This window comes from Corynebacterium sp., assembly GCF_030532325.1.
Classification (GTDB): domain Bacteria; phylum Actinomycetota; class Actinomycetes; order Mycobacteriales; family Mycobacteriaceae; genus Corynebacterium.
Genome location: NZ_JAUNLS010000001.1, coordinates 151,711 through 171,280, shown reverse-complemented (window position 1 = coordinate 171,280; position 19,570 = coordinate 151,711). Strand labels below are relative to the sequence as shown.

Sequence of the window (19,570 nt, the reverse complement as noted above, 5' to 3'; positions counted from 1 at the left end):
CTTTTCCACACATTTTGCAGGATCTGCGAAAACCTGCAACAGATTTACACAGATTACACATGTGGCACGGGCCACCGCCAGGAAATTAGTGTGATGGCTATCGCATTCATTCACGAGGAGTATGGAGCAGCAATTGATCAACCATGAAGTGCGGACCCACAAGTCTGCTGAGGATTTCCCCATCGAAGAGCACCTCGCGTACAAGATCGCGCAGGTAGCCACCGACCCCGTCGAGGTCCCCGCTGAGACCACCGAGATGATCATCAACCGCATCATCGACAACGCTTCCGTGGCCGTCGCCTCCGTGGCCCGCCGTCCTGTCACCTCCGCCCGCGTCATCGCCCAGGCACACCCGGTGGCTGAGCACGGCGCCCGCATTTTCGGCGTCGACGGCGCCTACTCCGCCGAGTGGGCCGCGCTGGCCAACGGCACCGCCGTGCGCGAGCTGGATTACCACGATACATTCCTCGCCGCCGAGTACTCGCACCCGGGCGATAACATCCCGCCGATCCTCGCCGTGGCCCAGCACAAGGGCCTTGACGGCAAGGCGCTCATCCGCGGCATCGCCACCGGCTACGAGATCCAGGTCAACCTGGTCAAGGCCATCTGCCTGCACGAGTGGAAGATCGACCACGTGGCCCACCTCGGCCCCTCCGCCGCCGCGGGTATTGGCACCATGCTCAACCTGCCGGTAGAGACCATCTACCAGGCCATCGGCCAGGCGCTGCACACCACCACCGCCACCCGCCAGTCCCGCAAGGGCCTTATTTCTTCCTGGAAGGCCTACGCCCCGGCCTTTGCCGGCAAGATGGCCATCGAGGCCGTTGACCGCGCCATGCGCGGCGAGGGGGCACCGGCTCCGATCTGGGAGGGCGAGGACGGCTTCATCGCCTGGATGCTCCACTCCCCGGAGCGCACCTACACCGTCCCGCTGCCCGGCCCAGGCGAGGAGAAGCGCGCCATCCTGGATACCTACACCAAGGAGCACTCCGCGGAGTACCAGGCACAGGCACCCATCGACATGGCCTTCGCACTCAAGAAGACCCTGGAGGAGAAGGGCCTGAAGACCGCCGACATCGAGTCCATCGTCCTGCACACCTCGCACCACACCCACTACGTCATCGGCACCGGCGCGAATGACCCGCAGAAGATGGATCCCACCGCCTCCCGCGAGACGCTGGACCACTCCATCATGTACATCTTTGCCGTGGCGCTGGAGGACGGCACCTGGCACCACGTGGACTCCTACGCCCCGGAGCGCGCGCAGCGCCCGGAGACCGTGGAGCTGTGGCACAAGATCTCCACCGTGGAGGACCCGGAGTGGACCCGCCGCTACCACTCTCTGGACCTTTCTGAGAAGGCCTTCGGCGGCCGCGCCGTCATCACCTTCAAGGACGGCACCGTCATCGAGGACGAGCGCGCGGTGGCCGACGCCCACCCGCTCGGCGCCCGCCCCTTCGGCCGCGAGCAGTACATCGCCAAGTTTAAGAAGCTGGCCCAGGGCATCGTCTCCGAGGAGGAGCAGGAGCGCTTCCTCGCCGCCGCCCAGGACCTGGAAAACCTCACCGACCTCACCGAGCTCAACGTTCGCGTCACCGACGAGGCCCTGGCCGCCGCACCGCAGACCCCGGAGGGAGTGTTCTAACATGGCTGGTCTTTTTGGCTCCACCATCACCAACGCTGAGAAGCGTAAGCAGTTCCGTGAGTCCCTTTCCGCGCCGGGTATTACCACCCTGCCGGGTGCCTTCAACCCGCTGACCGCGCGGCTCATCCAGGACATCGGCGGCTTCGGCGGCGTCTACGTCTCCGGCGCTGTGCTGGCCAATGACCTGGGCCTGCCGGACATCGGCCTGACCACGCTCACCGAGGTGGCCACCCGTGCCGGGCAGATCGCCCGTGCTACGGACCTGCCGGTGCTTGTCGACGCCGACACGGGCTTCGGCGAGCCGATGTCCGCCGCCCGCACCGTGGCCGCCCTGGAGGACGCCGGCCTGGCCGGCTGCCACCTGGAGGATCAGGTCAACCCGAAGCGCTGCGGCCACCTCGACGGCAAGGAAGTGGTGCCCACCGACCTCATGGTGCGCCGCATCTCCGCGGCGGTCAATGAGCGCCGTGATGAGAACTTCATCGTCTGTGCCCGCACCGACGCCGCCGGCATCCACGGTATCGATGAGGCCATCGAGCGCGCCAAGGCCTACGCCGACGCCGGCGCGGACCTCATCTTCACCGAGGCCCTGTACTCCCCGGAGGACTTTGAGAAGTTCCGCGCCGCCGTGGACACCCCGCTGCTGGCCAACATGACCGAGTTTGGCAAGACCCAGCTGCTCTCCGCCCAGCAGATCGAGGACCTGGGCTACAACGCCGTCATTTGGCCAGTGTCCACCCTGCGCGTGGCCATGGGCGCCACCGAGGACTTCCTGCGCGACCTGCAGGAGACCGGCATCCAGACCGAGTGGCTCGAGCGCATGCAGCATCGCTCCCGCCTCTACGAGCTGGTTCGCTACAACGAGTACAACGCCTTTGACCAGGCCGTCTTCACCTATTCGAAGGACAGCTACAAGCCCACCTTTGACTAGAGCAAGCCGCTCAGGGCCCGCCGTCCACCCGGGCCCACCCATCACCGCCACCTCACAAGGAGAAAACACCATGTCTGAAACCCCAGAAATCCGCAAGGGCCTGTACGGCGTTGTCGTCGATGAGACCGCAATCTCCAAGGTTGTCCCGGAGACCAACTCCCTGACCTACCGCGGCTACCCGGTGCAGGAGCTCGCTCGCTACTGCTCCTTCGAGGAGGTGGCCTACCTGCTGTGGAATGGTGAGCTGCCCAGCCAGGGCGAGCTGGTGCGTTTCTCCGCCCGTGAGAAGGCACTGCGCCACCTGGACCGCCACGTCATCGACCTGATTACCTCCATGCCGAAGTCCTGCCACCCGATGGACGTGCTGCGCACCGCCATCTCCTTCATCGGCTCCCAGGACCCGGAGGAGTACACCAAGGACTCCGAGCACATTCGCCGCACCGCGCTGGAGCTCATGGCGAAGATCCCCACCATCATCGCCCTGGACATCCGCCGCCGCCGCGGCGAGGGCTACATCGAGCCCTCCCGCAAGAAGGGCTTTGCGGAGAACTTCCTGTGGATGGTCTTCGGTGACGAGGAAGGCTCCCCGGCGAAGTCCCGCTCCGATATCGAGGCCTTTGACAAGTCCCTCATCCTCTACGCCGAGCACTCCTTCAACGCTTCCACCTTCGCCGCCCGCGTGGTCACCTCGACCATGTCGGATACCTACTCCGCTGTTACCGCGGCCATCGGCGCCCTCAAGGGCCCGCTGCACGGTGGCGCCAACGAGGCTGTGATGAAGAACTTCCTGGAGATCGGTGACCCGGCCAAGGTGGAGGAGTGGACCAAGAACAAGCTGGCCAACAAGGAACTGGTCATGGGCTTTGGCCACCGCGTGTACAAGAACGGCGACTCCCGTGTACCCACCATGGAGGCCGCCTTCCGCGAGCTGGCCAAGGAACACAACCAGGAGAAGTGGGTGGAGATGTTCGACATCATGGCCAAGACCATGTATGAGAACACCTCCATCAAGATCCGCCCGAACCTGGACTTCCCGGCTGGCCCGGCCTACCACATCCTGGGCTTCGACATTGAGTTCTTCACCCCGATCTTCGTGATGGCCCGCATCACCGGCTGGACTGCGCACATCGTGGAGCAGAACGAGTCCAACTCGCTCATCCGCCCGCTGTCCGCGTACAACGGCAAGGAGCAGCGCTCCGTCCCGCCGCGCGAGATCTAATTAGCGGCTGTGCTTGCCGACGGGCGCTGCACGTAGCGAAGGCATGTCATGCCAACGCCACTTGCAGCGCCCAGTGCTATTGCGCCTGCGGCAACGAGAAGTGCCTTCCAATCGATGGCAAAAGCGAGGCTATCTCCCATTGCGTATACCATTCCGGCAAGTGGGAGGATTCCAGCGAGACAGCCAGTAATGATTGCAGCACATGCCAGTGTGGCCGTCGTGAACACAACAATTTTTAGGTGCCAGGAAGAATCGAGGCCCAGTACTCTGAAGGTGGTCTGGATTGCCTCAGTAGTACGAGCGAGGTGCCGCGAGAAAACAAAGGTCACGGCCAACGCGCTGAGCAGGGCGGCCGCCAAGCTGATATAGAATGCTCGCGGCGTCGAAGAAGTTTGAACCAGTGGCAGTAGGACGAGCTCGTGGGGGATTCGGGCTTGTGCAGCGCTATCAAGAAAACGCTTTTCTTCATCCTCCTTGAGTCCAGTAAAGACCCATTGTGTTCTACCTGCCGGTGCGTCTAGTTGCTGCGCCGTGGATTCGAGAATAATTCCTCCAGCCAGCTTCTCCCAGTGGGGTCCGAAGTCGATACTCACCGCTGGAAGTGATGTGCGGCCTGAACTCTTGCTCGTGTCGATTGAGATGTGGTCTCGGTTGATGAATCTGTGATCGCGGACTAACGCTCCCGTCTTAAGGACATCTTTTTCACGGTCCGTGAGTTCATGCTCTAAGAGCTGCTCGACATTATGAACGGATTGGACAGTTAGTACGCCGAACGAGCCAGACATATCCGAGGGCATGGTGAGCGTAGCCTGAACATAAGAAACACGAACTGGGGCGGCGACACCCAGCGAGTTGGCCAGGTGCTGAACGGATTCAGCACGTGTGGAAAGCCCGTTATCTGTCTTCTCTAAGACGTGGGCCTGGTTCGGGGCGATCGTCGACGTCAAGCTGTCGTTCTCACTGGCTGTGAAGCTGGCTGACATCGAACTGCTAAAAACGGCGGTTCCCATGCACAGGACCAACAACGTCAGACCCGTACCAATGAGTTGACGATGTTTCTCGGCAAATCGTAGAGCCACGCCTGCGGGAGTGTAGGGCCGACTGCTTCGTGGAAAGCGTGCGAGAAGAAGAGAAAATACGATGCATAATGCCACAGTTGGCGCTGGCGCCCATGTTTCGAACACGCCGGGTCCCAGCATTGCAGCAGCGAACGTGAAGAGAGCAGAGACGAGGGCAATGACGACCGCGCTCCAACGCAAGACTGTTGCCGATGAGGCTGGTAACGGGATGTCCTTCCAGAACGGATGCGGCCGAGCTGACGGCGCGGTGGCGACACCACCAATCAGGAGTGCCGCTAGCGAGCTAGTGAGAAGAAGCACTAACCATTTCCATGGGATGAGGACTCCAGGATCAGGCAACCCTGCAAGACCTGAAATGAATGTGCGTGCACATTGTGCAAGGCCCGCACCCAATACGATGCCTAAGACGGAGTACACCAAAGCCGAACGAAACAGGGTGGATGTGCTGGACTTCCACAACAGGAAAGGCGAGATTCCTAGCTCGAAGAAACGCTGATTTAACGGTTGAAGCACGTGGTACGTAACCCGCCACAAAAAGAAGATCAAAGCGCACGGGATGACAACGGCGGACAGACCGAAGAAGAAGGAATAGCTATCGGCGAACCCTGAAGGCGGCGTTGAGAGGAGGCTTTCGCGGGTGAGGAGCGAGGCCGAGAAGGCGTCGTTCAGCGCGGCGTGATCGACGAGGTCTGTATCCCCGAGCTGGCTGCTAATGAACTCGGTGAGGGCTGCAGGAGTCTTTCCTTCGGAACCGAAAACAATCGGCCGGACCGAAGCGGAGGTCATGGAAAAAGCGCGGGCGTCGATGGTGTTCCACGTTCCCGATGCGCCGTACACAGCTTCTTCATGTTTGTGGAAGGAATTCGATGCAACGCCAACGATGCGGAGCGGTAGCGTGCCGTTGAACGCAGTTGTGCGTTCTCCGACGTTGAGGTTCACGTCTTCGGTGACTACTACCTCGCCAGGAGCGTGAGGCCAATGGCCCTGAACCAATACCAACCCAAAATCGGGAGCTTGCGCTTCCCAATGAGACTCTTTGTAGACAAGGGAGGTTGAAGGATTGCTATCAACATAGAGATCGTAAGTCTCGAGTTGAGCAGTGAATCCTCGCTCTGGGGAATCAAGTTGCGGCAGGGTTTGTTCAATCACTCCCGCCCGCGTGTACACAGGCACGTCCACCCGCACAGCGTTGTTTCCCAATTCTGACTGTGTCTTCTGCTGCGGGGACATTGTCATGAAGAGATCGGCCGAGACGGCAAATGCAAACAATCCTAAGCACACTGCAATAGCCGCTACGCCGAAACGATACCTTTTCGAAGACTGCACGACTTTCGTGATCAGTTCATTGAGCATGCGGGGCTGCTTTCCCAAGCTGGCCGTCGATCAGCGTGTACGCCGTGCTGCAATAGTCCAGCATGATGGGATCATGGCTGGTCGCTATCACAGTTGTGCCAGTTGATGCGAGCTTCTTGAAGAGTTGAAAAACGCCACGCGAGTTCTCGGAATCGAGGGCCGCAGACGGCTCATCAGCCAAGAGAACTCTCCGGTTCCCGGACAGTGCTCGGGCGATTCCTACTCTTTGGCACTGGCCGCGCGACAACTCTGCGGGAAACCGTTGAGCGAGTTCTGCAAGTCCTACTTGGGCTAATGCCTCGGACGCCTTGTCGCGCGCTGCCTTCTCATCGAACCCCGCTGCTGCAAGCACAAGCACGACATTTTCGAGTGCGGTGAGTTCATTCATCAACAAGTCGTCTTGATGGACGAAGCCGATTGTGTTGCGGCGCAAGGTAAGTAGTTCCTTGGGGGTAGCGGTGGATACACAGGTATCAAAGACCGCGATTGAGCCTTCATCAATAGGAAGAAGGCCTGCGATTGCGCGCAGGAGAGTGGTTTTACCGGAGCCACTCTTTCCTGAAATTCCGAGAAACTCGCCTTCATCAACCTTTAGGCTTGCGCCTTGAAGAACATGCGTGCGCTGGGCGCCTTCGCCCAAATACTTGTGGACGCTAGATATAGTGACTGTATTCATGAGTTCTTTACAACAGAGAAACACACGCCCAGGTCGTTGACCGAGGCGTGTGCGGAAAAGGGATGGCTAGCAGCCTCGGTCAGTTCGCCACGACGACAGACGGTCGTTACTCCAGAAACCGACGTAGTTGTTGCGAGATTGCTGGGTCATGGTGTGACATTTGCCCTGCCCGTTGGCATCGTGATACCAAGCGGCGTCCGACCACGTGTTGTTGATCCACGACGAAGTCTTATCGTTTGCGTTGTGGGAAACGTTCATCAAACCAATACCTGAGCCCCGAGAGCCAAGGAAACCACCGTAGTTTGCATGATCGAAGATGCACACGAGGTTACCGCCACACTCCCAGTCGGCGGCCTGGGCAGTTGGAACGGCGAGGAGAGAGCTAGCGGCGAGAGTGCAGCCTACAGCCAATTTTTTTTATCTTCATTGCGAGTCCTTTGGGTGAAAGATGAAGTTGGTTCTTGTGAACCTGATTGAAAGGTAGAGGCAGAGGATGTCGCATGTCAATAGGTTTATATGATTTTAAAAGAAAATTAACTCTTTCCTTCTTTGACTATTACATGTTGGGGGGAGTGGTGCTGCGCGTGAGGGGGTGGGCCCCTCTCAGAGCGCCTAGGATTCTGGCGAGAACCCAATCGAAATCTGTTGACCTATATGTCGATTCTCGCCCGCGGTTTCGCCTCGGACACTATCCTTGTCTTCGTATTGTTCCTATCTGAAAGGATCACTCCTAGTGTCTGATACCGCCCCCAAATCCTTCTCCAAGATCTTGGTGGCCAACCGCGGTGAGATCGCGGTGCGTGCCTTCCGTGCTGCCTTCGAGGTGGGCGCGAAGACCGTTGCTATCTACCCCCGGGAGGACCGCAACTCCTTCCACCGCGCTTTTGCGGACGAAGCCGTGCGCATCGGCGTTGATGGCCAGCCCGTCAAGGCCTACCTCGACATCGACGAGGTCATCCGCGCAGCCAAGAAGTCTGGTGCCGACGCTATCTACCCCGGTTACGGTTTCCTTTCCGAGCGCGCAGATCTCGCGCGTGCGTGCCGTGACAACGGCATCACCTTCATTGGCCCCACCCCGGAGACTCTGGACCTGACCGGTGACAAGGCCGCGGCCGTGCACGCCGCACAGGAGGCGGGCCTGCCCACGCTCAAGGACTCCGAGCCCTCCACCGACCCGGAGGAGCTCTACGAGTACTCCAAGGACTTCTCCTTCCCGGTCTTTGTCAAGGCCGTCGCCGGCGGCGGCGGACGCGGCATGCGCTTTATCGAAAGCCCCGAAGAGCTCAAGGCCAAGTGCGCGGAGGCCTCCCGTGAGGCGGAGGCCGCTTTTGGTGACGCCCACGTGTACCTGGAAACCGCCGTCATCCGCCCGCAGCACATCGAGGTGCAGATCCTCGCTGATTCCCAGGGCAACGTCATCCACCTCTTTGAGCGCGACTGCTCTGTGCAGCGCCGCCACCAGAAGGTCGTGGAGATCGCCCCGGCCCCCACGCTGGATCCGGAGCTGCGTGACCGCATCTGCGCCGACGCCGTGAAGTTCTGCGAGCACATCAACTACCGGGGCGCTGGCACCGTGGAGTTCCTCGTCGATGAGAAGGGCAACCACGTCTTCATCGAGATGAACCCCCGCGTGCAGGTCGAGCACACCGTGACCGAGGAGGTCACCGGCGTGGACATCGTCAAGACCCAGATGCAGATCGTCGCCGGCTCTTCCCTCAAGGAGCTGGGCCTGGAGCAGGAAAACATACACCTCACCGGCGCGGCCCTGCAGTGCCGCATCACCACCGAGGACCCCGCCAACGGCTTCCGCCCCGATACCGGCACGCTGACCACCTACCGCTCGCCGGGCGGCGCAGGCGTGCGTCTCGACGGTGCCACCTCCGTGGGCGCGGAGATCTCCCCGAACTTCGACTCCCTGCTGGTCAAGATGACCTGCCGCGGCGCCACCTTCGAGCAGGCCGTCGCCCGTGCCCAGCGCGCCCTCAACGAGTTCGCCGTGGGCGGCGTGGCCACCAACATCGGCTTCCTGCGCGCCCTGCTGCGCGAGCCGGACTTCGTGGGCACCCGCGTGGACACCAGCTTCATCCCGGAGCACCCGGACCTGCTCAAGGCCCCGCCGGCCGTGGACGAGTCCGGCCGCATCATCGACTACATCGCGGACGTCACCGTCAACCAGCCCAACGGCAAGCGCCCGACCACCCTGCGGCCCTTTGATAAGATTCCGACCTTCGACAAGTCCCAGCCGCTGCCGCGCGGCTCCCGCGACGATCTTCTCGAGCTGGGCCCGAAGGCCTGGGCTGAGAAGATCCGCGCCCAGGAGGCGCTGGCGGTCACCGATACCACCTTCCGTGACGCCCACCAGTCCCTGCTAGCCACCCGCGTGCGCGGCACCGACCTGGTCACCGCGGCCGAGGCCGTGGCGCGCATGACCCCGGAGCTCTACTCGGTGGAGGCCTGGGGCGGCGCCACCTATGACGTAGCCATGCGCTTCCTCAAGGAGGATCCGTGGGTGCGCCTCGACCTGCTGCGCGAGGCCATGCCAAACCAGAACATCCAGATGCTGCTGCGCGGCCGCAACACCGTGGGCTACTCGCCCTACTCTGACGACGTCTGCCGCGCCTTTGTCCAGGAGGCCGCCAAGTCCGGCGTGGATATCTTCCGCATCTTCGACGCTCTCAACGACGTCTCCCAGATGCGCCCGGCTATCGACGCCGTCCTCGAGACCGGCACCACCGTGGCCGAGGTGGCCATGGCCTACTCCGGCGACATGTGCTCGCCCAAGGAGAACCTCTACACGCTGGATTACTACCTGAAGCTGGCCGAGGAGATTGTCAACACCGGCGCCCACGTGCTGGCCATCAAGGACATGGCCGGCCTGCTGCGCCCGGAGTCCGCCTCCAAGCTGGTCATGGCACTGCGCAAGGAGTTCGACCTGCCGGTGCACGTCCACACCCACGACACCGCGGGCGGCCAGCTGGCCACCTACTACGCGGCGGCGCTTTCTGGCGCCGATGTAGTGGACGGCGCCTCGGCCCCGCTGGCGGGCACCACCTCGCAGCCTTCGCTCTCCGCCATCATCTCGGCCTTCTCCAACTCCAAGCGCGATACCGGCATCGACCTGCAGGCCGTTTCCGATCTCGAGCCTTACTGGGAGGCCGTGCGCCAGCTCTACAAGCCCTTTGAGAAGGGTATCCCTGGACCGACCGGCCGCGTGTACAAGCACGAGATCCCCGGCGGCCAGCTCTCCAACCTGCGCGCCCAGGCCTCGGCTCTGGGCCTGGAGGATCGCTTCGAGGTCATCGAGGACACCTACGCCGCCGTCAACGAGATGCTCGGCCGTCCCACCAAGGTGACTCCATCCTCCAAGGTGGTGGGCGATCTGGCCCTGCACCTGGTGGGCGCGGGCGTGGACCCGGCCGACTTCGAGGCCAACCCCACCAAGTACGACATCCCGGATTCCGTCATCGCCTTCCTGCGCGGCGAACTCGGTACCCCTCCCGGTGGCTGGCCGCCGCTGCGTGACAAGGTCCTCGAGGGCCGCACGCCTGGCGACGTCTCCGTCAAGCCCGTGCCGGAGGAGGAGAAGGCTCACCTGGCCTCCGATAACTCCGACGAGCGCCGCGCATCCCTCAACCGCCTGCTCTTCCCGAAGCAGTTCGAGGAGTTCAACGAGTTCCGCCGCACCTACGGCAACACCGAGGCACTGACGGATACCGTCTTCCTCTACGGCCTGGAGGAGGGCCACGAGTACGTGGTCCACTACTTCCCGGAGGGCTCCAACGACCGCGCGGATCTCAAACCGATCACCCTGCGCCTCGACGCCATGGGTGAGCCGGATGAGAAGGGCTTCCGCAACGTGGTGCTCAACGTCAACGGCCAGATCCGCCCGCTGAAGGTGCGCGACAACAACGTCGAGTCCTCCGTGGCCACGGTGGAGAAGGCCGACCCGAGCAACGAGGGCCACGTGGCCGCACCGTTTGCCGGCGTGGTCAACGCCACCGTGAAGCCGGGCGACGAGGTCAAGGCCGGCGACCAAGTGGCCGTCATCGAGGCCATGAAGATGGAGGCCTCCATTTCCGCCACCAAGGACGGCACCATCGAGCGCGTGGCCATCGGCGCTGCCACCAAGGTGGAGGGTGGCGACCTCATCGCCGTGATCTCCTAAGAAGCCAGCGCCTAAAAACGCTTGACCATCACCGGCGCATCGGGCCGGCCAGGCACGCGCACGTCCGTGAATCCCTCGGATTCATAGAGTGCGCGTGCCTTTGGGTTATTCGGGTCCACCCACAGTGAGATGGCCGGTGCCTCCTGGGCCTCGGCGAGGTTGCACACGTTGCGCAGCAGCACCCGTCCGGCCCCGAGACCGCGGTAGCGCGACTCCACCGCGAGGAAGAGCTCCGGGATCTCTTCCGGGTCGAACTCGGTGGCCCACTGGGATTCATCGAAGGGATCGGCGTCCGGATTGCCGGTGTAGGCGTCCCCCTTGGCTTCGGTGGAGTAGTAGCGCAGCCAGGAACCACCGACGGGCACGAGGTGATCGGAGACGGCGATGACGCCGCCGTCGACAAGCGGCGCCCATTGCTCGACGGAGAGCTCGACGTCCGGGATGTGTGCGTCCTCGATGCGGGCGGATTCATCCCCCAGCGTATTGGCCAGGAACAGCAGGCGAGACAGGTACGTGCGGTCAGCCTCCTTGGCCAACCGCACGCTGTACTGGGAATCGTTAGCAGTCATGCCTTCCCAGAGTACGTGAACTCACGGGTAGGCGAGTTCAGACTCCGTGTGCTCGGAGTCCGTGAGCGCGGGCTACTTGATCTCCAGGATCGGCTCGCCCTTGTTGATCTGGGCGCCGGTGGCCACCTTGAGGTCGCTGACCGTGCCGGACTTGTGGGCCTTGACGGGGTTTTCCATCTTCATGGCCTCGAGGACCACGACGACGTCGCCCTCCGCGACCTCCTGGCCCTCCTCGACGTTGACCTTGATGACGCTGCCCTGCATGGGGGCCACCACGGCGTCGCCGGAGACGGTGGACTTGGAACCGGCGCCGCGGCGCTTCTTGGTCTTCTTGCGGCGCTGACCGCCGCCCAGCAGCAGGTTGCCGGGCAGGGCCACCTCGATGCGGCGCCCGCCCACCTCGACGACGAACTTCTGTGCCGGCTCGGCGTCCTCGGCCTCGCCGGTCTCGGTGTCCTCGTAGGGCGGCAGCTCGTTGACCCACTCCTCTTCAATCCAGCGGGTGTAGACGCGGAAGTCGCCCTCGGCGGCGGTGAAGGCCGGATCCTCCACCATGGCCTGGTGGAAGGGCAGGACGGTGGGCAGGCCCTCGACGGTGTACTCGGCCAGTGCGCGGCGGGCGCGCTGCAGGGCGGTCTCGCGGTCCGGGCCCCACACGATGAGCTTGGCCAGCATGGAGTCGAACTGGCCGCCGATGACGGATCCCTCGCGCACGCCGGAATCCATGCGCACGCCGGGGCCGGCGGGCTCGGCGTAGACGGTGATGGTGCCCGGGGCGGGCATGAAGCCCGCGGCGGCGTCCTCGCCGTTGATGCGGAACTCGAAGGCGTGGCCGCGGGGCTGCGGGTCCTGCGTGAGGGAGAGCTCGCGGCCCTCGGCGATGGCGAACTGCTCGCGGACCAGGTCAAAGCCGGTGGTCTCCTCGGTGACGGGGTGCTCGACCTGCAGGCGGGTGTTGACCTCCAGGAAGGAGATCAGGCCGTCGGCGCCCACCAGGTACTCCACGGTGCCCGCGCCGTAGTAGCCGGCCTCGCGGCAGATGCGCTTGGCGGAGTCGTGGATGGAGGCGCGCTGCTCCTCGCTGAGGAAGGGGGCCGGGGCCTCCTCGATGAGCTTCTGGAAGCGGCGCTGCAGGGAGCAATCACGGGTGCCCATGACCACGACGTTGCCGTGCTGATCCGCGAGCACCTGGGCCTCCACGTGGCGGGCGCGGTCGAGGTAGCGCTCCACAAAGCACTCGCCGCGGCCGAAGGCAGCGGTGGCCTCGCGGGTGGCGGACTCGAAGGCCTCGGGGATCTCCTCGCGGGTGTGGACCACCTTCATACCGCGCCCGCCGCCGCCGAAGGCCGCCTTGATGGCGATGGGCAGGCCGTGGGCGTCGGCAAAAGCCTCCACCTTGGCGGCGTCCTTGACCGGGTCCGGGGTGCCGGGGGCCATGGGGGCCTCGGCGCGCTCGGCGATGTGGCGGGCGGTGACCTTGTCACCCAGCGCGGCGATGGACTCGGGGGAGGGGCCGATCCAGATGAGGCCGGCGTCAATGACCGCCTGGGCAAACTCGGCGTTCTCGGAGAGGAAGCCGTAGCCGGGGTGGATGGCGTCGGCGCCGGCCTTGGCGGCGGCGTCGAGGATCTTCTCAACGTTGAGGTAAGACTCGGCGGAATTCTGCCCGCCGAGGGCGAAGGCTTCGTCTGCCAGGGCGACAAAGGGTGCGTTTGCGTCGGGCTCTGCATAGACCGCTACGGAAGCGATGCCTGCGTCGCGGGCGGCGCGGATCACGCGGACGGCGATCTCACCACGGTTAGCCACGAGAACCTTGGTGATCTTCTTGGTTTCTACTGCCACGGCAGGAACCCTCCTCGATGAACTTGGAGATGGACTTGGATTGGACTGCGTACTATTCTTGCACACTGAAACATGAGGATACCGTCATGTTGTGCTTTTGTGTCAAAAAATAATCCCGCACCAGGGGTGATGCGGGATGTATCGGCGTGTCACGCGGGACGTTACGCATCCCTTTCCACGGGCATGCGTACCATGTTGCCCCACTCGGCCCAGGAGCCGTCATACAGCCGCGGGTTCTCAAAGCCCAGCAGGTACTTGAGCACGAACCAGGTGTGCGCGCCTTGGGCGCCCACGTGGGAGTAGAGGATGGTCTCGGTGGCCGGCTCCAGCTCGCCGTAGTTGATCTTCAGCTCGCTCAGCGCGCGGAAGCAGCCGTTGGGATAGACCGCGCGGTCCCACTCCAAGTTGGAGGCGCCGGGGATATGGCCGTAGCGCATCGTCGTGCCGTAGGGAGACTCGCCGCTGCCAGAGTTGTGGGTGGCCTCGCCGAAGTACTCCTCGGGAGTGCGGGTGTCCACCAACATCGCGGTGGAGCTGCGTAGCTCGTCGACGAAGATGCGGCTGGACTCATCGCGCTCCACCTCCGGGTAGGAGGAAGCGGGGAAGTCAGGGACCATGAAGGAGGTGTCGCGCTCCTCGGTCATCCAGGCATCACGGCCGCCGTCGAGCAGGCGCACGTCCGGGTGGCCGTAGAGTTCGAAGACCCACAGGGCGTAGGCGGCCCACCAGTTGGACTTATCGCCGTAGATGACCACGGTGTCCTCGCGGTTGATGCCCTTCTCGCGCATGAGCGCGGTGAAGTTCTCCGGGCTGACAACATCCCGGGTGATCGGATCAAGCAGCTCCGTCTGGAAGTTGATCCGCGAGGCGGTGGGGATGTGTCCGATGTCGTAGAGGAGGGAGTCCTCGTCCACCTCGATGACGCGCAGCCCGGTGGTGCCCAGGCGTGCGGAGAGCCACGGTGCGGACACGAGTCGCTCGGGGTGCGCGTAGTCCTGGAAAGGGGGATTCGGGTCAAACTCGGCCACGTTCCGCCTGCCTTTCTTTATTGTCTAATGAGCCCTTATTACTCTAGCTTGATCTGGCTAAAAATGGTCACGCGAGCGCCGCTTTTGTGGCATTGGATACATTTTCAAACCTGTGAACCCCGACTCACCGGCACTGGTTATAACAACATTGCAGGTAGCAGGCGGATTTGCGCTCTGAGCGGCAGTTTTAACCCCGGGGTTAACCGGCGCGCGAAGGTCAGAAACCTGAGATATTTTAGGAAACGAGGTGCGGTGAGCTACACGCTTCCAGCGGAAGCGCCGGACCGTATTTACTCACAACCCCCGAGCGAAAGGGAATAGCTGTGCACAAGGCAATCGTTGTCTTCGAGGTTGAGGGCGGCTCCGACAAGGGCCCGGACGGCCACCGCAAGGACACCATGCCCATCGTCAACGCCATCAAGGCGGCTGGCTGGCACTCTGAGGTCATCTACTTCCACCCGGATCAGGCGGAAGAGATTTACACCAAGGTCTCCGAGAACTTTGACGCCTACATCTCCCGCGTGAATCCCGGCAACATCCCGGGCGGGGAGAAGGGCTACTTTGAGCTCCTCACCAAGCTGGCAGACGCCGGCCTGGTGGGCATGTCCACCCCGGCTGACATGATGGCCTACGGCGCCAAGGACGCGCTGGTCAAACTCAATGACACCCCGCTGGTTCCCGCTGACACCGCGGCCTACTACGAGGTGGATGCCTTCCACAACACCTTCCCGACCTCCCTGTCCTACGGCGAGCGCGTGCTCAAGCAGAACCGCGGCTCCACCGGCGAGGGTATCTGGCGCGTGCGCCTGGCCGATGCCTCCCTGGCCGAGTCTGTTGAGCCTGGCACCGCGCTGCCGCTGGACACCGCCCTCAAGTGCACCGAGGCCGTGGACAACCAGACCCACGACTACCAGCTGGGCGAGTTCATGGACTTCTGTGATCAGTACATCATCGGCGATAACGGCATGCTCGTGGACATGCGCTTCATGCCGCGCATCGTCGAGGGCGAAATCCGCATCCTCCTGGTGGGCAACGAGCCGGTCTTTATCGTGCACAAGAAGCCCGCTGAGGGCGGCGATAGCTTCTCCGCCACCCTCTTCTCCGGCGCGAAGTACACCTACGACAAGCCGGAGGCTTGGCCGGAGCTCCTCGCGATGTTTGAGAAGGCCCGCCCGGTGATTGCCTCCAAGCTGGGTGAGACCGAGAACGTCCCGCTCATCTGGACCGCGGACTTCATGCTTGACGACGACGAAAAGGGCGAGGACACCTACGTCCTCGGCGAGATCAACTGCTCCTGTGTTGGCTTTACCTCTGAGCTCGACATGGGCATCCAGGAGAAGGTGGCTGCTGAGGCCATCCGCCGCGTTGAGGCAAAGAACGCCTAATTTAAAACGCCTAGGCTTTCGCCTCTTTTCGACGCCGATTTACACCCCCATTGTGGCCCCCACGGCCGCGGTGGGGGTGCGCTGCGTCATGCCAGCGCTGCCCATGTGATGTAAGTTGTCACACACAACATAGATTTCCCTAAAGAGTTTTGTGAGTTTTATCAGAAAGGACCGCGCGCATGAGCAACCAGGACGATCGCTACGGTGACAGCGGCTTCGGCGAGAGCGACTACAGCGAGATGAACTTCAGCGAAAATGCGAAGAACTACGGTGAGAACACCTCCGGTGACTCCACTTCCGGCGAGGGCACCAAGGACGAGTCCGCCAACGCCACTGCGCAGGAGCCCTCCTACCCGGGTTCCTCCTATCAGGGCACCGATAGCACCAGCTCCTTCGGCGGCTCCGACAGCGGCTTCGGTTGCACAGGCGGGTTCGGTTCCGATTAAAGCTTGGGCTCCGACAACAGCTTTGGGCAGTCCGACTTCTCCCAGAACACCTTCGCGCAGGGGTCCACCGCACAGAACTCCACGTCTGACTCTACGAACTCTGATTCCAGCTCCGCTGCGTCCTCCTCCGCTGAGAACTCCACGAGCTTCAATCACGGCGAGTCCCACGAGCAGACTTCTGACTTTGGCCAGCAGGGCTACGGCCAGCAGAACTACGCGCAGCAGGGCTTTGGCCAGCAGTCCTCCCAGGGCTTCGGCCAGCCGCAGGGCGCTCAGGCGCAGAGCTTCGGCCAGTTTGGTCAACAGAACCAGGGTTCTCAGGTGCAGGGCTTTGGCCAGCAGCAGATGGCCTCGGGCAACGGCTACCCCCAGCAGGGTTTCAACCCACAGGGCTTCCCGGAGTCGCCAAAGAAGCAGGGTGCGAACTTCTTCTCCGCGCTCTTTGACTTCAAGTTCCAGAACTTCGTCACGGTGAAGTTCGCCTCGGTGATCTACATGATCGCGCTCGTCATCGGCGTGCTCAACTGGATCGGCGGTCTCATCATGAGCATCATGACGGCCGCGGGTGCCGGCATGTTTGATGCCGCGTACTACGACGTGTTCGGTTCCTCGTCCGGCAGCGGTGTCCTCGGCGTCATGATGATTTTCGGTCACCTCATCTTTGGCACGATCGCGCTCTTCCTCTACGTCATCACCGTCCGCGTTGTTCTGGAGGCCTTCGTGGCCAACATTAAGACCGCGGAGAACACCCGTGACATCCTGGAGAAGCAGGAGAGCTAAGACTCCCACTGTGGTGGGCTCCGGCCAACACCGAGCCTTCACCTACGCATCCCGCGAACCCCAAGCAGTACGTCACAAGCAACACTGCCGCTGGGGTCCGCGGGATTTTAGTGTTTTCTGGTCCTGGGCCGCCGTGGCTGCTCAATACGCGATGCGCTTTGACGCGGCGGGATCGTGCGTTGTGGATTCCTTGCAAACAAGGCTTCCGAAAGCACAGCTTCTGAGGCCTTGTTTGGGATGGCGCCACACCCGCAGCCATAAAGAAACCGGCTGCCGGGTACATGGGTACATCGGCAGCCGGTGGGGGAGTAGAGCTAGTCCAAGAGCTTGGCGACGCACTCCGGATCAGCATCAGAGAGCATCTGACGCAGGCGGTCGTACTCATCCTGCTCGCCGATGGCCTGCGCTGCGTGCGCAAGGGCGGCGATGGCACGCAGCACGCCCTGGTTTGGCTCGTGGCTGAAGGGGACAGGCCCCCAGCCCTTCCAACCGTTGGCGCGGAGGCGGTCCAGGCTGCGGTGGTAGCCGGTACGCGCGTAGGCGTAGGCGGTTATGTAGGCGGTGGGCATGGCCTCATCGGAGCGCAGGCGGGCAATCTCCTTCTCCGCCAGCAGCGCCCACAGCAGCGGGGAGTTTGGGTGGGCTACGATGCCCGCGGTGAGATCCTCAGTGTGCTCAGCGCCGGGGTCAGCCGGCAGCTTGATGGGGGCGGGGGCAAGCATGTCTTTCATTTCCATGGCTGCCACGATACCTAGGCATGCAGAGAGCGTGGTGGCTTTAGATTAAAAGTCTCCCTGTGGCTAATACTGCGCGACGCTGCAAAGTGCAGGTGGTAGCAGCAAACTGGCATAATGACAACTCTTAGGAATGGAACCTACCTTATCGTTGGTTTATAGTGAGTTAAGACTTTCCTGCCTGTTTGAGTTGTCGTAGGCATGAGGTCACTGCATTCCAAATTCCAGTACAGGAAGGGACCGTGGAGGTCGCTGCATGAGAATTTCAAAATCATCTAAAGGGGCACTGGCGTTCTTAACGTCCGTTGCATTGTTTGTAGGGGGGGGGCAGTCCTGCCTCAGCCATAATTGAAGATCCGACTATCGAATATGGCTTCGGTACTCCAGATGGGGAGAGCCCAGAAGTCCGTGCGGAGGTATCCGTCTCTGATGCTGAGGTTGAGCCGGGGCAGAAGATTTCGTACACCTTCGACCTAGAGGCCATTGCACCGCATCCCCTAAGTTATCCGTATGCTAACTATGGGGAATCGGACCTTACTCGGGTACTTTTCGCTCTCAATCCTGATCCCAACGCCCCTTTCGATGCGCCGATTTCGCAAGATAACATCACTTGGAAGTCGGGTCGTCCTGAAAAGGTGGACATCTATAAGGATGTGAATACCGGCGCTTGGATCGTCGATGTTGTAGACCATATCGGTGACAATTTCAATGCCTCCCTGACTGTTCCGGCGACCGTAAATACCGATGTTCAAGCAGGGCAGGAAATGAAGGTTCAGGGAGCCGCGGAGGGTTACATCTCCCCAATCGGAGATTGGGAAGATCGAGACCCGAACATTGTTCCGACTGACCAAGCATGTGTCCAACACGCCACGGGAAGCACCACCTACCATGGCGGCAGCTACGGCGCCTGGATCGTTGAGGCCTTCATCGGCTCCGACCAGCAAAGTCTCCAGCTGATCGGCGAACCGAAGTTCCGGTTTACAGACAAGAACAACAATGACATCACTGAAGAGGTAATGAGGGGTTCGGCGTCCGATAACCCGAACATACCTCCAGTTGATGATTCTGTGCCGTTTCCCAACGGAACGTGGCTTTACAAGCACTCCTGGCCGTTTAACCCGGATCCTAATTCCTTTACAGGACGGAACTGGATCACTGACGGCACCACCATTCACTGGGAACAGGACATGCGAGATGGCAACTGTGATCCGGCCCGGCCCTATGATTGGAACTATCAGATTAACTTCCACGTCATTTCTGGTGTCCGTGACCGTGGCGCCGACGTGAGCGTTGAGGCCCCGTTCCGAGTGAAGGCTGCCTCACTCTTCGAGATTGGTGATTATGCGTGGGTGGATGCCAATAAGGATGGCATCCAGGATGCTGGTGAGGATCCGGCTGTGGGTGTCACGGTGATTTTGCGTGATGCTGATGGTGAGGTTGCTCGTACCAAGACTGATGCTTCGGGTAAGTACCTGTTTGAGAATCTTCCGGCGGGTTCTTATGAGGTTGAGTTTGTGACTCCGGATGGTTTTGAGGTCACGAAGTCTGAGGCTGGTGGTGATCCGGCTAAGGATTCCAATGGTGTGAAGTCGACTGTGGAGTTGACTGATGCTTCGGATACCACGGTTGATTTTGGTGTGGTTCCGGTGGAGAAGACTTTCTCGATTGGTGATTATGCGTGGGTGGATGCCAATAAGGATGGCATCCAGGATGCTGGT

15 protein-coding genes are annotated in these 19,570 nt (G+C 61.8%); 8 read left to right on the top strand and 7 right to left on the bottom strand.

The genetic code is table 11. The features are described 5' to 3' along the window. The first annotated feature begins 133 nt into the window (after positions 1-133). The 3 genes from prpD (at position 134) to Q4E25_RS00785 (ending at position 3,795) form a co-directional block, all read left to right on the top strand. Positions 134-1,645 (top strand): 2-methylcitrate dehydratase PrpD, encoded by a 1,512-nt coding sequence (prpD, locus tag Q4E25_RS00795; RefSeq protein ID WP_303152943.1) that lies wholly within the window; start codon positions 134-136, stop codon positions 1,643-1,645. Between the two features lies 1 nt (position 1,646). Then, positions 1,647-2,576 (top strand): methylisocitrate lyase, encoded by a 930-nt coding sequence (prpB, locus tag Q4E25_RS00790; RefSeq protein ID WP_303152941.1) that lies wholly within the window; start codon positions 1,647-1,649, stop codon positions 2,574-2,576. A 70-nt stretch (positions 2,577-2,646) separates the two neighbouring features. Further along, positions 2,647-3,795, top strand: a complete 1,149-nt coding sequence (locus Q4E25_RS00785) for a bifunctional 2-methylcitrate synthase/citrate synthase (RefSeq protein ID WP_303152940.1) — start codon at positions 2,647-2,649, stop codon at positions 3,793-3,795. Here the strand turns inward: Q4E25_RS00785 and Q4E25_RS00780 are convergent. From Q4E25_RS00780 to Q4E25_RS11405, 3 genes are all read right to left on the bottom strand, one after another. Further along, positions 3,792-6,227, bottom strand: coding sequence for a hypothetical protein (locus tag Q4E25_RS00780; RefSeq protein ID WP_303152938.1), 2,436 nt, complete (start codon positions 6,225-6,227; stop codon positions 3,792-3,794). The two genes, Q4E25_RS00785 and Q4E25_RS00780, sit on opposite strands and share 4 nt — an antisense overlap. After that, positions 6,217-6,903 carry an ABC transporter ATP-binding protein gene (locus tag Q4E25_RS00775; protein WP_303152936.1) on the bottom strand — a complete coding sequence of 229 codons (687 nt, stop codon included), beginning with the start codon at positions 6,901-6,903 and terminating at the stop codon, positions 6,217-6,219. The genes Q4E25_RS00780 and Q4E25_RS00775 overlap by 11 nt, the downstream gene beginning before the upstream one ends. 66 nt (positions 6,904-6,969) lie before the next feature. After that, positions 6,970-7,314: a peptidase inhibitor family I36 protein gene (locus Q4E25_RS11405; protein ID WP_368502593.1), complete on the bottom strand. Its 345-nt coding sequence runs from the start codon at positions 7,312-7,314 to the stop codon at positions 6,970-6,972. Between the two features lie 322 nt (positions 7,315-7,636). On the opposite strand from Q4E25_RS11405, the gene Q4E25_RS00770 reads away from it, so the two are divergent. Then, positions 7,637-11,068 carry a pyruvate carboxylase gene (locus Q4E25_RS00770; protein WP_303152934.1) on the top strand — a complete coding sequence of 1,144 codons (3,432 nt, stop codon included), beginning with the start codon at positions 7,637-7,639 and terminating at the stop codon, positions 11,066-11,068. Between the two features lie 11 nt (positions 11,069-11,079). Here the strand turns inward: Q4E25_RS00770 and Q4E25_RS00765 are convergent, their stop codons facing one another. The 3 genes from Q4E25_RS00765 to Q4E25_RS00755 all read right to left on the bottom strand — a co-directional run bounded on the left by Q4E25_RS00765 (position 11,080) and on the right by Q4E25_RS00755 (position 14,507). Further along, positions 11,080-11,637, bottom strand: coding sequence for a GNAT family N-acetyltransferase (locus tag Q4E25_RS00765; RefSeq protein ID WP_303152932.1), 558 nt, complete (start codon positions 11,635-11,637; stop codon positions 11,080-11,082). A 72-nt stretch (positions 11,638-11,709) separates the two neighbouring features. Further along, the gene (locus Q4E25_RS00760; protein WP_303152930.1) at positions 11,710-13,479 is read right to left on the bottom strand and encodes an acetyl/propionyl/methylcrotonyl-CoA carboxylase subunit alpha; all 1,770 of its coding nucleotides are present in this window, start codon (positions 13,477-13,479) and stop codon (positions 11,710-11,712) included. A gap of 161 nt (positions 13,480-13,640) precedes the next feature. Beyond that, a complete protein-coding gene (locus Q4E25_RS00755; RefSeq protein ID WP_303152928.1) occupies positions 13,641-14,507 on the bottom strand; it encodes a sulfurtransferase in 867 nt (288 codons plus the stop codon). Positions 14,508-14,830: 323 nt separating this feature from the next. Between Q4E25_RS00755 and Q4E25_RS00750 the strand changes: the two genes are divergently transcribed. From Q4E25_RS00750 to Q4E25_RS00740, 3 genes are all read left to right on the top strand, one after another. Then, a complete protein-coding gene (locus Q4E25_RS00750; protein WP_303152927.1) occupies positions 14,831-15,892 on the top strand; it encodes a Cj0069 family protein in 1,062 nt (353 codons plus the stop codon). Positions 15,893-16,071: 179 nt separating this feature from the next. Next, complete coding sequence (locus Q4E25_RS00745) at positions 16,072-16,338, top strand: hypothetical protein (RefSeq protein WP_303152925.1); 267 nt, start codon at positions 16,072-16,074, stop codon at positions 16,336-16,338. 3 nt (positions 16,339-16,341) lie between these two features. Continuing rightward, positions 16,342-17,118 (top strand): DUF4282 domain-containing protein, encoded by a 777-nt coding sequence (locus Q4E25_RS00740; protein ID WP_303152923.1) that lies wholly within the window; start codon positions 16,342-16,344, stop codon positions 17,116-17,118. Positions 17,119-17,432: 314 nt separating this feature from the next. Here the strand turns inward: Q4E25_RS00740 and Q4E25_RS00735 are convergent, their stop codons facing one another. Next, positions 17,433-17,855, bottom strand: coding sequence for a DUF3151 domain-containing protein (locus Q4E25_RS00735; RefSeq protein WP_303152921.1), 423 nt, complete (start codon positions 17,853-17,855; stop codon positions 17,433-17,435). A 632-nt stretch (positions 17,856-18,487) separates the two neighbouring features. Between Q4E25_RS00735 and Q4E25_RS00730 the strand changes: the two genes are divergently transcribed. After that, a partial coding sequence (locus Q4E25_RS00730; RefSeq protein ID WP_303152919.1) for an SdrD B-like domain-containing protein occupies positions 18,488-19,570 on the top strand: 1,083 nt, incomplete at its 3' end.